This is a genomic window from Citrobacter sp. 506 (assembly GCF_050434985.1).
Lineage (GTDB): Bacteria > Pseudomonadota > Gammaproteobacteria > Enterobacterales > Enterobacteriaceae > Citrobacter > Citrobacter braakii.
On sequence record NZ_JBNDJN010000007.1, the window covers coordinates 139,392 to 153,501 of the forward strand.

The window sequence follows — 14,110 nt, forward strand, 5'->3', positions numbered from 1 at the left end:
CACCTCGGGTCATGATAGTATCAATATTCATGCAGTATTTGTGAATAAAAATACATTAACGTTGAGCGTAATAAAACCCACCAAGTGTAAGGTGAGGTGATAAAGGCTTATATCTGGCAACAGAATCTAAGAAGGTGAGCAGCCCCGATGTTGAATACGCTGATTGTGGGCGCCAGTGGCTATGCCGGCGCAGAGCTTGTGACCTATGTAAATCGCCATCCTGATATGACCATAACCGCTTTGACCGTCTCAGCGCAAAGCAATGATGCAGGAAAATTAATCTCCGATTTGCATCCGCAGTTGAAAGGCATTGTCGATTTACCGTTACAGCCAATGTCAGATATCAGCGAGTTTAGCGCAGGGGTGGACGTTGTGTTCCTCGCAACGGCACATGAGGTGAGCCATGACCTGGCCCCGCAGTTTTTGCAGGCCGGATGCGTGGTGTTTGACCTCTCGGGCGCGTTTCGCGTAAACGACGGCGCGTTCTATGAAAAATATTACGGCTTTACCCATCAGCATCCCGACCTGCTGGAGCAGGCGGTTTATGGACTGGCGGAGTGGAGCGCAGACCAACTGAAAGACGCGAATCTGATTGCCGTGCCGGGTTGCTACCCGACGGCGGCGCAGCTGTCGCTGAAACCACTGATTGATGCCGGGCTGCTGGATCTCAGCCAGTGGCCGGTAATTAACGCCACCAGCGGCGTGAGCGGCGCGGGACGTAAGGCGGCTATTTCCAACAGCTTTTGTGAGGTGAGCCTGCAGCCGTATGGCGTGTTTACCCATCGCCATCAGCCGGAAATCGCTACTCACCTTGGTGCGGAGGTGATCTTCACCCCGCATCTGGGCAACTTCCCGCGCGGAATTCTGGAAACCATCACCTGCCGTTTGCAAGCGGGCGTAACCCATGCGCAAGTGGCTCAAACGTTGCAACAGGCGTATGGCGATAAGCCACTGGTGCGTCTGTATGACAAAGGCGTTCCGGCGCTGAAGAACGTGGTTGGCTTACCGTTCTGTGATATCGGGTTTGCCGTACAGGGTGAGCACCTGATCGTGGTGGCAACTGAAGACAACTTATTGAAAGGCGCGGCGGCACAGGCGATGCAGTGCGCAAATATTCGTTTTGGCTTTGCTGAAACGCAGTCTCTTATTTAAGGGTGCAACGATGAATCCATTAATTATCAAGCTGGGCGGCGTTTTACTGGATAGCGAAGAGGCGCTGGAGCGTCTGTTTACCGCACTGGTGAATTATCGTGAGTCGCATCAGCGACCGCTGGTCATTGTGCACGGTGGCGGCTGCGTGGTTGACGATCTGATGAAGCAGCTGAACCTGCCGGTGAAAAAGAAAAATGGTCTGCGCGTCACGCCAGCCGATCAAATTGACATTATTACCGGCGCCCTGGCGGGAACAGCGAATAAAACCTTACTGGCCTGGGCGAAAAAGCACCACATCGCATCTGTGGGTCTGTATCTTGGTGATGGCGACAGCGTAAAAGTGACGCCGCTCGATAAAGCGCTGGGTCATGTTGGACTGGCGCAGCCGGGTTCGCCTAAGCTGATTAACACACTGCTGGAAGGCGGTTTTCTGCCGGTAGTTAGCTCCATTGGCGTTACTGAAGACGGACTGCTGATGAACGTTAATGCCGATCAGGCGGCAACGGCGCTGGCGGCAACGCTGGGTGCGGATCTGATCCTGCTCTCTGACGTAAGCGGTATTCTGGATGGTAAAGGCCAGCGTATTGCCGAAATGACCGCCGCGAAAGCGGAACAACTGATTGAACAAGGTATTATTACTGACGGCATGATCGTGAAGGTCAATGCGGCGCTGGATGCCGCGCGCACGCTGGGTCGCCCTGTGGATATTGCCTCCTGGCGTCATGCCGAGCAACTGCCGGCGCTGTTTAACGGCATGCCAATTGGCACGCGGATTTTAGCGTAAACTATTTTGTACCCGATGGCGGTTATGCCTTATCGGGCCTACGTGAACCGAACCTGTACGCCGGATAAGCTAAGCGCCATCCGGCGTTGAAATTCAAGATATTAAGGAAGCAAGTTATGGCACTTTGGGGTGGGCGTTTTACACAGGCAGCAGATCAGCGGTTCAAACAGTTCAACGACTCGTTGCGTTTTGACTACCGCCTGGCAGAACAGGATATTGTCGGCTCTGTGGCCTGGTCTAAAGCGCTGGTAACGGTCGGCGTACTGACTGCCGATGAACAACTGCAATTGGAAGAGGCGCTGAACACTCTGTTGGAAGAGGTTCGCGTTAATCCGCAGCAGATCCTGCAAAGCGATGCTGAAGATATTCATAGCTGGGTGGAAGGTAAGCTGATTGATAAAGTCGGCCAGCTTGGTAAAAAACTGCATACCGGACGTAGCCGTAATGACCAGGTCGCGACCGATCTTAAACTGTGGTGTAAAGACACGGTTATTGAATTACTGTCGGCCAACCGTCAGCTGCAAAGTGCGCTGGTGGTGACGGCAGAGAATAACCAGGACGCCGTCATGCCGGGTTACACCCACCTGCAACGTGCGCAGCCGGTGACGTTTGCTCATTGGTGTCTGGCCTATGTCGAAATGTTGGCGCGTGACGAGAGCCGTCTGCAGGATTCGCTCAAGCGCCTGGACGTCAGTCCACTGGGCTGCGGCGCGCTGGCGGGTACGGCGTATGAAATCGATCGCGAGCAGCTGGCCGGTTGGCTGGGCTTTTCCTCGGCGACGCGTAACAGTCTGGACAGTGTTTCTGACCGTGACCACGTGCTGGAGTTACTCTCCAACGCTTCTATCGGCATGGTGCACCTGTCGCGTTTTGCTGAAGACCTGATTTTCTTTAATACCGGCGAAGCGGGCTTTGTCGAGCTGTCCGATCGTGTAACTTCGGGTTCATCTCTGATGCCGCAGAAGAAAAACCCGGATGCGCTGGAGCTGATCCGTGGCAAATGCGGTCGCGTGCAGGGTGCGTTGACCGGCATGATGATGACCTTAAAAGGTCTCCCGTTGGCATACAACAAAGATATGCAAGAAGACAAAGAAGGGCTGTTCGATGCGCTCGACACCTGGCTGGACTGTCTGCATATGGCTGCGCTGGTGCTGGATGGCATTCAGGTGAAACGTCCGCGTTGTCAGGAAGCGGCGCAGCAGGGTTATGCTAACGCCACCGAGTTGGCGGATTATCTGGTAGCAAAAGGCGTCCCGTTCCGCGAAGCACACCATATTGTGGGTGAGACGGTGGTCGAGGCGATTCGTCAGGGCAAACCGCTGGAAGCGCTGTCGCTTGCTGACTTACAAAAGTTCAGTCAGGTGATTGGCGAGGACGTTTATCCGATCCTCTCGTTGCAATCGTGCCTGGATAAACGTGCGGCGAAAGGCGGCGTGTCGCCTCAGCAGGTGGCGCAGGCGATCGACTACGCGAAGGCGCGGCTGATTTAACGTCGGTAATAAAAGAGGCCATCCCGAGGGATGGCCTTGTCATGTTTCTATCCTGGATAGCAGTTTACGGACGATAAATCTCAAATTCCTGCGCGACGTTATTGTCGGTGCAGGTACTTAAGGTGACATAACCGTCGTTACCCACCGTCATACAACGTTGCGTGCCTTCCTTCTGTGAGACGAACTTGTTGTTTTGCCAGGTCCATGTCTGATTTTTGTTGGTATCAGTCGGGGTGTGGCAGGTGTAAGAAATAATATTTCTGCCTTCAACATTATAACCGTTTTGAATATCCAGGCAGCTCTGGCTATTGCCAATTACCAGACGTTCACGGGCATCAAATTTAAAGGTCTGGTTGTTGGAGCCGGAGCAGGCATAGGTGAACAAACGATCGCCATTCCGGATTTGACCGTTTTTGACATCCAGGCAGAGGTTGTTTTTCCGTGATTTATAAACACCGGTGACGACCTCTTTTTCATCTGCGTGCGTAAACGGCGCAAATACCTGGCTGTATGCGTACATCGGTGCCTGCTGTGCGGTCATGCCGCTGTGCTCCGGGCTGACCTGCTTCGCCACGCCCGGCTGATCGCGTGCCATTGACCACGCGCCAATCATGCCGAGGTTGCGTTTTTTCGCATCTTCCATTACCAGTTTCGCATCGGACAGATAGAACACTTCGCCCTGTACATCGTTGTAACCGATCATCGGGGTGGTGCCCATCATGGCGTTGATCTCTTTGTCAGATTTCTCAGGCCAGATTTTCTTCAACTGGGTGAACATGTTGTCGATAGCGGATGTGGCGCATTTACCGTGAATGTTCTGCCCTTCGGTGCCGTCTGACTGGCAGACGGCGTTACCGTAGTCCATGGTCATCACGTTAATACCAGCCAGCTCAACGCCGGCATGGCGCGCATTTTCCAGTACATACAGACCTTCAGCCGTCAGACCGGTCGGCAGAATTGGCAGGGTGTACCAGATACCGACTTTGCGACCTTCCTCTTTCCACTGAGCCTGAACCTCTTTTACTGCCTGGTTGCGACGATCGATGGAATCCTGATCGGCCACCCATGTGCCTTCGATATCAAAATCCAGCACGTTCAGGTTCATGTTATCAACAATGTCGTAGTAGAGTTTTTGCAGGTCTTTAACATTCTTACAGGCAGCTGCCAGCGGGGAGTTATTCGCTCCGCCAATGGAAACCATCACATCGCCACCAGCTTCACGCAGCGCTTTTATTTTGCTGTACTGTGAGTAATCCTGCAGATTATAGGCCGTGCCCCAGGTTGGGATGCACTGCTCGCCGCTTTTCGCGACGACAAACGCCATGGTGAAGTGGGTAATATTTTGCTCTTTCGCCAGTTTTGCCAGATCCGGAATGCTGTTCAGGCTAAAGTCGACGTATGGTGCATAAACGTGGGCAGGCCACGGATTTTTCGGCGTCCCTACGCGCTCTTTGGTGCCTGCCCAGTTGGTATAAATCGCCCACGGGTTGTTATCATCCGGCATAACGCCTTTGACTTTCGTCTGAGCGACATAAGGTATCCCTTTGTACACCGCCAGTTTGCCAGCTTCGTAAAGCGCAATGGAGTTGATCTGTGGGGCATTATTAAATTGTTCCTGGGTGAATTCGACCGTTGGGCCTAACGGTTTCCACGGACGGCCATTGGTGCCGGTCGGGTTCTGGTTACCTGCAATAGAAGGGTTTTCGCCAACGGTATAGTACAGTGCTTCATAAGACTGGCCGTCAACTTTGACCTCATCCCCTTTGTTATAAACCTGGCTGGAACTCCAGTCGGGTACTGGCGTATAGAGTTTCCACGGGTTATCGGCACCTGGGGTGAAGGAATAAGCCGGAATGGGCCTGGACGCTTCATATGTCACATCCTGATAAGCGACAATATCATCTTTGGCATAATCTTTTTCTGCGCTGAATGCGTCGTGGGCGACCGGCGTGGCGCTGCCCGCGTCACAGGTCGTTGGGTTGCCGTATTGGTCTATTTCCGCTTTTGTGGCATCGCGCACATAACTCCACGGATTATCCCAGTTTTCAGCGGACGCGCCCTGTGGGCAATTATCGGCATTTACATACCAGCGGTTACTATAAACTTTACTGTCAAAAATAACTTCAATGGTGTTTCCACCTGACTGACCGCTCCAGGCTTCCAGGGCGAATGCGTTTGCGGCGCACGACATCAGACCTGCCGCGAGAAAATATCGCGAAATAGTATTGAGTTTCATAAAAGATTCCATTCGATAAATATTAGAAAAATATGGGTGAATGTACTCTAAATAATTAGAGTGGCGAAGAAACGAGTGTTCTTGCGATTTGCCATATATTGAATATCGCGCGGTTATTATTTATGAACCTGATAGGGCGTCAAATATATAAATGATACAAAATGTTTTTGATTATTTTAATTTAATATGATTTTCATTTAAATAATCGAATGGAAATATGTAATTTATATTTTGTATATATTTTTTTGAATGTATTCGCGCCGGGCGCAAAAAAAATGCGGACTCAAGGTCCGCAAAAGTTCACGTTGGCTTTAGTTATTTCGAGTATGAGAGAAACTCTCAAAACGGACAGTAGCTTCAAGGGTTAAAGGGGTACCGTTCCGTTTCTGTGGTGCATTATTAAACAGAAAGCTTGATAGGGATAATCGTTCGTTGCTATTCTACCTATCGCTACGAACTATCGTGGCGATGGAGGATGAATAATGAATATTCGTGATCTTGAATACCTGGTGGCGCTAGCCGAACATCGTCACTTCCGACGAGCGGCAGACTCCTGTCACGTTAGTCAGCCAACGCTGAGCGGACAGATCCGCAAGCTGGAAGATGAGCTTGGTGTCATGCTGCTGGAGCGTACGAGTCGCAAAGTGCTGTTCACTCAGGCAGGTTTACTGCTGGTGGATCAGGCGCGCACCGTGCTGCGCGAGGTCAAAGTGCTCAAGGAGATGGCAAGCCAACAAGGCGAGACAATGTCTGGACCGCTGCATATTGGTTTGATCCCAACGGTGGGGCCATACCTGCTGCCGCATATTATTCCTATGTTGCACCAGACCTTCCCAAAACTGGAAATGTATCTCCATGAGGCGCAGACGCATCAGCTGTTGGCGCAACTGGATAGCGGTAAGCTCGACTGCGTCATTCTGGCGCTGGTGAAAGAGAGTGAGGCGTTCATCGAAGTACCATTATTTGATGAGCCTATGCTGCTGGCGATCTATGAAGATCACCCATGGGCAAACCGCGACTGTGTACCGATGTCCGATCTGGCGGGTGAGAAACTGCTGATGCTAGAGGATGGCCACTGCCTGCGCGATCAGGCGATGGGCTTCTGCTTTGAAGCGGGTGCTGATGAGGATACCCATTTCCGGGCGACCAGTCTGGAAACGCTGCGTAACATGGTGGCGGCAGGTAGCGGTATTACCTTACTGCCCGCGCTGGCCGTGCCGCCGGAGCGTAAGCGTGATGGCGTTGTCTATTTGCCCTGCATCAAGCCAGAACCGCGCCGTACGATTGGCCTGGTGTATCGTCCAGGTTCGCCGCTGCGCAGCCGTTATGAACAGCTGGCAGAGGCCATCCGTGGGTCAATGGATGGCCATTTCGACAGTGCGTTAAAACAGGCGGTTTAAGCCATTTAGCGCTGCTACCCGATAGGCTTCCGCCATGGTTGGGTAGTTAAAGGTGGTGTTAACGAAGTATTCGATGGTGTTACCACCACCTTTTTGCTCCATTATCGCCTGACCGATGTGAATAATTTCGGCCGCGCGTTCCCCAAAGCAGTGGATCCCCAGAATCTCTTTTGTTTCGCGATGGAACAGGATCTTCAGCGTTCCGACACTCATACCCACGATTTGCGCACGTGCCAGATGTTTAAACTGGGCGCGGCCAACCTCGTATGGAACTTTCATGGCCGTGAGCTGCTGCTCGGTTTTCCCGACGGAGCTGATTTCCGGAATGGTATAAATTCCGGTCGGGATATCTTCAATCAGATGCGCGGTAGCTTCGCCTTTTACCAATGCCTGGGCGGCAATGCGTCCCTGATCGTAGGCCGCCGATGCCAGACTCGGATAGCCGATCACATCTCCTACGGCATACACGTGCGGCAGCGCCGTCTGGTACATGCTGTTGACCTTCAACTGTCCGCGGCTGTCGGTTTTCAACCCAATATTTTCCAGCGCCAGCGAATCGGTATTACCGGTACGGCCATTGGCGTACAACAGGCAGTCGGCTTTCAGTTTCTTACCGGATTTCAGATGCATGATGACGCCGTCATCGCAACCTTCAATCTTCTCGTACTCTTCGTTGTGGCGAATGACCACTCCGCTGTTCCAGAAGTGGTAAGAGAGCGAGTCGGACATCTCTTGATCGAGGAACGCAAGCAGACGATCGCGGGTGTTGATTAAATCAACTTTGACGTCCATTCCACGGAAGATCGACGCATATTCGCAACCAATTACTCCCGCGCCATAAATCAAAACATGGCGGGGTTCATGGTGCAGGCTCAGGATAGAGTCGCTGTCATAAACCCGGGGATGGGAAAAGTCGACATCCACCGGATGATAGGGGCGTGAACCACAGGCGATGATGAACTTATCCGCAGTCAGCGTTTCCACCGTGCCGTCGTGGCATTCAAGGGCGAGTGTGTGTTCATCAACAAAACGGGCATTTCCCTGCAAAATTTCACAGTGGTTGCGCTCGTAAAATCCTTGCCGCATACGCGTTTGCTGATTAATAACGTTATCAGCGTGGTTGAGAATATCGGCGAAAGAAGAACGAAGGAGTCGGGAGTGGTCGCTGTAAAGTGGGTTCTGATTGAATTCAATAATACGGCTGACGGCGTGGCGGAGGGCTTTCGACGGGATGGTCCCCCAGTGGGTACAGCCTCCGCCGACGTTATGATAGCGCTCAATCACCGCGACGCGCGCTCCTTGCTTAACCAGACCCATTGCAGCGCCTTCGCCGCCGGGACCGGAACCTATTACTATTGCATCGTAATCGTAGGAATGTGACATGGTCAGGCTTACCTGTTCTTATACATAAAAGCAACAGAATAGTAACATCGTTGTCGGGATAACCCAATTATCGTTGTGCTTTTTTGCGAACTCGAAGCACAAACTGCGCGTAAACAATCATTCACAAAGCCATGCCAACCGCCTAATCTCTGGTATAGTGCCAGCAAGGTATGTGGAAGGATTCAGACATCGTGATGGGCGTTAGAGCGCAACAAAAAGAAAAAACCCGGCGTTCGCTGGTAGAAGCCGCATTTAGTCAACTCAGCGCTGAGCGTAGTTTTGCCAGCCTCAGTTTACGCGAAGTCGCTCGTGAAGCGGGCATTGCGCCAACCTCGTTTTATCGCCATTTCCGCGATGTGGATGAACTCGGCCTGACGATGGTGGATGAGAGTGGTTTGATGCTGCGTCAGTTGATGCGTCAGGCGCGTCAGCGTATCGCGAAGGGCGGGAGTGTGATCCGCACCTCGGTCTCAACATTTATGGAGTTCATCGGCAACAATCCCAACGCCTTCCGTTTATTATTGCGCGAGCGTTCGGGAACCTCCGCAGCGTTTCGCGCAGCGGTTGCTCGTGAAATTCAGCACTTCATTGCGGAACTTGCGGACTATCTCGAACTCGAAAACCATATGCCTCGTGCGTTTACTGAAGCGCAGGCCGAAGCCATGGTCACCATTGTGTTCAGCGCTGGGGCAGAAGCACTGGATGTTGGCGCCGAGCAGCGTCGACAGCTGGAAGAACGGCTGGTATTGCAACTGCGCATGATCGCGAAGGGCGCATTTTATTGGTACCGCCGTGAACAAGAGAAGATGACGCATCACTCCGAGTAACGAGAAGGACGAGCAATGAAACAGTCAGGTCAAGATAAAGGTACGCTGCTGCTGGCGCTGGTTGCTGGCTTATCGATCAATGGCACATTTGCGGCGCTGTTTAGCTCCATTGTGCCATTCTCAGTATTCCCAATTATTTCGCTGGTGCTGACGGTTTATTGTCTGCATCAACGCTATCAAAACCGCACCATGCCTGTGGGGTTACCGGGCCTGGCCGCCGCCTGTTTTATTCTCGGCGTTCTGTTGTACAGCACTGTGGTACGCGCTGAATATCCGGATATTGGCTCTAACTTCTTCCCGGCGGTTCTGTCGGTGATTCTGGTGTTCTGGATCGGTTTTAAAGTGCGTAACCGTAGACAGGAAATCGTGGAGTAATATTTGTAGGCCGGGCAAGCGAAGCGCGCCCGGCCAGGACATCATTTACTTGGCGGTCAGTAATACTCCGCACTCCATATGGTGCGTATACGGGAACTGATCGAACAGAGCCAGGCGTGAAACATTGTGCGTCTGGCTTAACGTTTCCAGGTTCTTACACAATGTCGCCGGGTTACAGGAGATGTACAGAATTCGCGGGTACGCCTGCACCATTTTCTCTGTTTCGCTGTCCAGACCGCTGCGCGGTGGGTCAACGAAAATGGTTTCACACTGGTAACTCTTCAGATCGATTCCCTGCAAACGGTTGAACTCACGAACCCCGTTCATCGCCTGAGTAAACTCTTCGGCCGCCATGCGGATAATTTGTACGTTATCAATATGGTTAGCCGCAATGTTGTATTGTGCAGCAGCCACGGACGGTTTAGCGATTTCAGTGGCCAGCACGCGGTTGAAGTTTTGTGCGAGGGCTAACGAGAAATTGCCATTGCCGCAGTACAGCTCAAGCAGGTCGCCTTTTGATCCCCTGGTGACATCAATCGCCCATTCCAGCATCTGAATATTCATGGCGGCATTCGGCTGGGTGAAGCTGTTCTCAACCTGGCGGTAGATAATCTCTTTACCCGCAACCGGCAAGCGTTCGTCAATGTAATCCTGGTCCAGCTCGATTTTGGTTTTGGTTGCCCGGCCAATCAGATGCACGTTCAGGTTTTGCGCCCGTAACGCATCCCGCAGCGCTTCAGCTTCCTGACGCCATTCATCATCCAGCTTTTTATGGTACAGCATCGATACCACCGCCTGATCGCTCAGGGTAGTGAGGTAATCAATCTGGAACAGTTTGTGGCGCAGGACGTGGTTGTTGCGAACGCCGTCGATCATTGCCGTCATCAGCGTGTTGATAAGCTCGCTGGCCGCCGGGAAACTGTCGACGCGGATACGGCTTTTGGTCTGGCTGTCGAACATGATGTGGTACAGATCATCCCCGTCATGCCACAGACGAAATTCCGCGCGCATACGGTAGTGGCTGACCGGCGAGCGAAACACTTCCGGAGCCTGTGCATAAAATGGCGTCATTAAGCTCTGCAGACGCACTACTTTTTCAGCTAACTGGGCGTCGTACTGTTCTGTCGGAAGGTGTTCGGGGGTCATGATGCGTCCTGAAAAATAAAAGTACGCGGGGATTGTAGGGATTGCTCAACAGATGTCCAGTCATTGATGATTTCCGATATTGTGATGCGCGGTCTGGACACCAGGTTGTAACAAACTGTAGCATCCGTTTTCCGGTCCTGTGAGTTAAAAGGGAATCCAGTGTGAATCTGGAGCTGACGCGCAGCGGTAAGGAAGGTAGGAGATGAGCGCACCTGGTGCAGACACTGCGGCATGCCGTGGGAAGTCATCATCTCTTTAAGTTGCCTCCAAGCCCGAAGACCTGCCGGCTAACGTCGCATCTGGTTTTCATCATCGCGTACTATCGGTGGGACCTGCGGCATCCTTCTTATATTGTGGATGCTTTACAATGATTAAAAAATCGTTGCTGTGCACGGCACTGTCCGTCACAGCATTTTCGGGTTGGGCGCAGGACACTAGCCCAGATACTCTCGTCGTCACTGCCAACCGTTTTCAACAACCGGTAAATACCGTGCTTGCGCCAACGGATATTGTTACCCGCGAAGATATTCAGCGCTGGCAGTCAAAAGATCTTAATGACGTGATGCGCCGTCTTCCTGGGGTAGATATCTCACAGAGCGGCGGAATGGGAAAAAGTTCCTCTCTGTATGTTCGCGGCACCGAAGCGCGGCATGTCCTGGTACTGATTGATGGTGTGCCGATGGCGCGGGCGGGCATTAGTAACGCGATTGATATTGGCCAGCTCCCGGTATCGTTGGTGCAGCGCATTGAATACATTCGCGGACCGCGTTCAGCGGTGTACGGCTCCGGCGCGATTGGCGGCGTCGTCAATATCATTACGATGAGCAATGACGATAAATCGCAGATCACTGCCGGTATGGGAACGGATGGTTACCAGACCTATGATGGCATCATAAATAAACGGTTTGGCGATACGATCGTAACGGCTGCCGGGGCATATGAGACGACCAGGGGCTTTAACATTCAGCCTGACTCTCCCTATCGCGGTGACAGTGACCGAGACGGCTACCGCAACAAGCTGTTCTGGGGAGGCGTACAGCATAAGTTTAACGATAACGTCTCTGGGTTCTTTCGCGGCTATGGCTATACGGCGAATAGCGATTACGATCAGGGCTCATCTGGCTATGTTGGCGGCAATGATGAAGCTCAGAATTACACTCAATCTTGGGATACTGGCCTGCAATACAGTTCTGGCATCTATTCTTCTCAGCTGATCGCCAATTATCAGCACCTGAAAGATTACAACTACAGCAACGAGCTCGGTCGGTATGCGGGGGATGCCTCGCTGGATAACATGGAGCAACGTTATATTCAGTGGGGTAATAGTGTTGAAGTTGGGCACGGGGCGGTTAACGGCGGGGTTGACTGGAAACAGGAAAAGCTGACCTCCAGCAGTACAACGAAGGCCGATACTTACAAACGTGATACCACCGGACTCTACCTGACCGGGCAGCAGCAAATCGATAGCGTCACGCTGGAAGCTTCTGGCCGTGAAGATCATGATGAGCAGTTCGGCTGGCATGGGACATGGCAGACCGCTGCGGGCTGGGAGTTTGTTGATGGCTATCGGGCGACTCTCTCCTATGGCACGGGGTTCCTGGCGCCGTCCCTTGGGCAGCAATATGGCGCGACGCGTTTTGCATCGTCTTATGGGCCTGGCATTGCCGCCAACCCAAATCTGAAGCCGGAAGAATCCAGGCAGTGGGAGGCCGGTATTGATGGACTGACCGGGCCGCTGGATTGGCGTCTTTCTGCATATCATTATAAAGTTCAAAACCTGATCGATTATAAAGATAACCAGTACGTCAATCTGAAGTCAGCCACCATTAAAGGTCTGGAGTGGACTGGAAATATCACCACTGGTCCGGTAGATCACCACCTGACGCTGCAATATGTCGATCCGCGTGATGATGAAACTAATAAGGTTCTCTATCGCCGTGCTAAGCAGCAGGTAAAGTATGAGCTGACCGGGCAAATCTTTGAACTCGGCTGGAATGTAATGTATCAGTACCTCGGCGAGCGTTACGATAACGACTACGACAACAAGAGAGATGTAAAAATGGGTGGGGTTAGCCTGTGGGATCTTGGCGTGTCATATCCAATCACCTCACAGCTGACAGTTCGTGGTAAAATCGCCAACCTGTTCGATAAAGATTACGAGACAGTTTATGGCTACGCAACTGCAGGACGGGAATACACCTTGTCTGGCAGCTACACTTTCTGATCCGCGCCCCACTGTGCTGGTGTTTGATTCCGGCGTCGGTGGGTTGTCGGTCTATGACGAGATCCGGCGTCTTCTGCCGGATCTCCACTATATATACGCTTTCGACAACGTCGCCTTTCCTTATGGAGAGAAGAGCGAGGAGTTTATCGTCGAACGTGTTGTTGAGATTGTGACTGCGGTCCAGCAGCGCTATCCCCTCTCTCTTGCGGTTATCGCGTGTAATACAGCAAGCACGGTATCACTCCCTGCATTACGTGAGAAATTTGCCTTTCCGGTTGTGGGCGTGGTGCCTGCTATTAAACCGGCGGCGCGACTCACGGCGAATGGTGTGGTGGGACTGCTGGCTACGCGTGCAACGGTGAAGCGTTCATATACCCATGAGTTGATTGCACGGTTTGCTAACGAATGTCAGATAGCGATGCTGGGTTCCGCTGAGCTGGTGGAACTGGCTGAAGCGAAGCTGCATGGTGAAACCGTTTCTCTGGAAGAACTGCGTCGTGTCCTGCGCCCTTGGCTGCGGATGTCGGAACCACCTGACACGGTGGTGCTCGGATGCACCCATTTCCCTCTATTACGGGAAGAACTTTTACAGGTCCTGCCTGAGGGGACGCGGCTGGTGGATTCTGGTGCCGCGATTGCGCGTCGTACGGCCTGGTTATTAGAACATGAAGCGCCAGACGCGAAATCAACTGATGAGAATGTCGCATTCTGCATGGCAATGACGGCAGAAGCCGAACAATTATTGCCCGTGCTGCAGCGTTATGGCTTTAAGACGCTCGAAAAACTGGCTGTTTAGGCTGTTTTGGTGGAAAAGTAGGCACTCGGAAGATTATTTTAAATTTCCCCTTGTCAGCCTGAAATAACTCCCTATAATGCGCCTCCACTGACACGGAACAACGGATTACAAACCGCCGGGTCAGCGGGGTTCCACTGAGAATCTCGCAGAGAAAAGCAAAAATAAATGCTTGACTCTGAATGAGGAAAACGTAATATACGGGACCTCGCGACAGAGCGCTAAAGCGCGTCGCAACTGCTCTTTAACAATTTATCAGACAATCTGTGTGGGCACTCGAAGATACGGATTCTTAACGTC

At 52.3% G+C, this 14,110-nt stretch carries 11 protein-coding genes and 1 riboswitch; of the genes, 8 read left to right on the forward strand and 3 right to left on the reverse strand.

Annotated features, from left to right (window positions below):
- Positions 1–147: 147 nt before the first annotated feature.
- From argC to argH, 3 genes are all read left to right on the forward strand, one after another.
- Positions 148–1,152 (forward strand): N-acetyl-gamma-glutamyl-phosphate reductase, encoded by a 1,005-nt coding sequence (gene argC / locus ABIE10_RS21820; protein ID WP_016155287.1) that lies wholly within the window; start codon positions 148–150, stop codon positions 1,150–1,152.
- Between the two features lie 10 nt (positions 1,153–1,162).
- Positions 1,163–1,936, forward strand: a complete 774-nt coding sequence (argB, locus tag ABIE10_RS21825; RefSeq protein WP_016155288.1) for an acetylglutamate kinase — start codon at positions 1,163–1,165, stop codon at positions 1,934–1,936.
- Positions 1,937–2,052: 116 nt separating this feature from the next.
- Complete coding sequence (argH, locus tag ABIE10_RS21830; protein WP_047497608.1) at positions 2,053–3,426, forward strand: argininosuccinate lyase; 1,374 nt, start codon at positions 2,053–2,055, stop codon at positions 3,424–3,426.
- Between the two features lie 64 nt (positions 3,427–3,490).
- On the opposite strand, the gene ABIE10_RS21835 is transcribed toward argH, so the two are convergent.
- Positions 3,491–5,662, reverse strand: a complete 2,172-nt coding sequence (locus ABIE10_RS21835; protein ID WP_429157040.1) for a ricin-type beta-trefoil lectin domain protein — start codon at positions 5,660–5,662, stop codon at positions 3,491–3,493.
- A 482-nt stretch (positions 5,663–6,144) separates the two neighbouring features.
- On the opposite strand from ABIE10_RS21835, the gene oxyR reads away from it, so the two are divergent.
- Complete coding sequence (oxyR, locus tag ABIE10_RS21840) at positions 6,145–7,062, forward strand: DNA-binding transcriptional regulator OxyR (protein WP_003028858.1); 918 nt, start codon at positions 6,145–6,147, stop codon at positions 7,060–7,062.
- Here oxyR and sthA read toward each other — a convergent pair.
- The gene (sthA, locus tag ABIE10_RS21845) at positions 7,045–8,445 is read right to left on the reverse strand and encodes a Si-specific NAD(P)(+) transhydrogenase (RefSeq protein WP_016155291.1); all 1,401 of its coding nucleotides are present in this window, start codon (positions 8,443–8,445) and stop codon (positions 7,045–7,047) included. The two genes, oxyR and sthA, sit on opposite strands and share 18 nt — an antisense overlap.
- A 191-nt stretch (positions 8,446–8,636) precedes the next feature.
- On the opposite strand from sthA, the gene fabR reads away from it, so the two are divergent.
- Positions 8,637–9,272 carry an HTH-type transcriptional repressor FabR gene (gene fabR, locus ABIE10_RS21850; protein WP_003028862.1) on the forward strand — a complete coding sequence of 212 codons (636 nt, stop codon included), beginning with the start codon at positions 8,637–8,639 and terminating at the stop codon, positions 9,270–9,272.
- Positions 9,273–9,287: 15 nt separating this feature from the next.
- On the forward strand, positions 9,288–9,647 hold the full coding sequence (locus ABIE10_RS21855) for a YijD family membrane protein (protein WP_016155292.1): 360 nt from the start codon (positions 9,288–9,290) through the stop codon (positions 9,645–9,647).
- Positions 9,648–9,692: 45 nt separating this feature from the next.
- Here ABIE10_RS21855 and trmA read toward each other — a convergent pair whose 3' ends face one another.
- Positions 9,693–10,793, reverse strand: coding sequence for a tRNA (uridine(54)-C5)-methyltransferase TrmA (trmA, locus tag ABIE10_RS21860; protein ID WP_429157043.1), 1,101 nt, complete (start codon positions 10,791–10,793; stop codon positions 9,693–9,695).
- Positions 10,794–10,908: 115 nt separating this feature from the next.
- Positions 10,909–11,095, forward strand: a riboswitch (cobalamin riboswitch).
- Positions 11,096–11,160: 65 nt separating this feature from the next.
- Between trmA and btuB the strand changes: the two genes are divergently transcribed.
- Both btuB and murI read left to right on the forward strand, forming a co-directional pair.
- On the forward strand, positions 11,161–13,017 hold the full coding sequence (gene btuB, locus ABIE10_RS21865) for a TonB-dependent vitamin B12 receptor BtuB (RefSeq protein ID WP_235117440.1): 1,857 nt from the start codon (positions 11,161–11,163) through the stop codon (positions 13,015–13,017).
- The gene (gene murI / locus ABIE10_RS21870; protein ID WP_016157938.1) at positions 12,962–13,813 is read left to right on the forward strand and encodes a glutamate racemase; all 852 of its coding nucleotides are present in this window, start codon (positions 12,962–12,964) and stop codon (positions 13,811–13,813) included. The genes btuB and murI overlap by 56 nt, the downstream gene beginning before the upstream one ends.
- Positions 13,814–14,110: the final 297 nt, after the last annotated feature.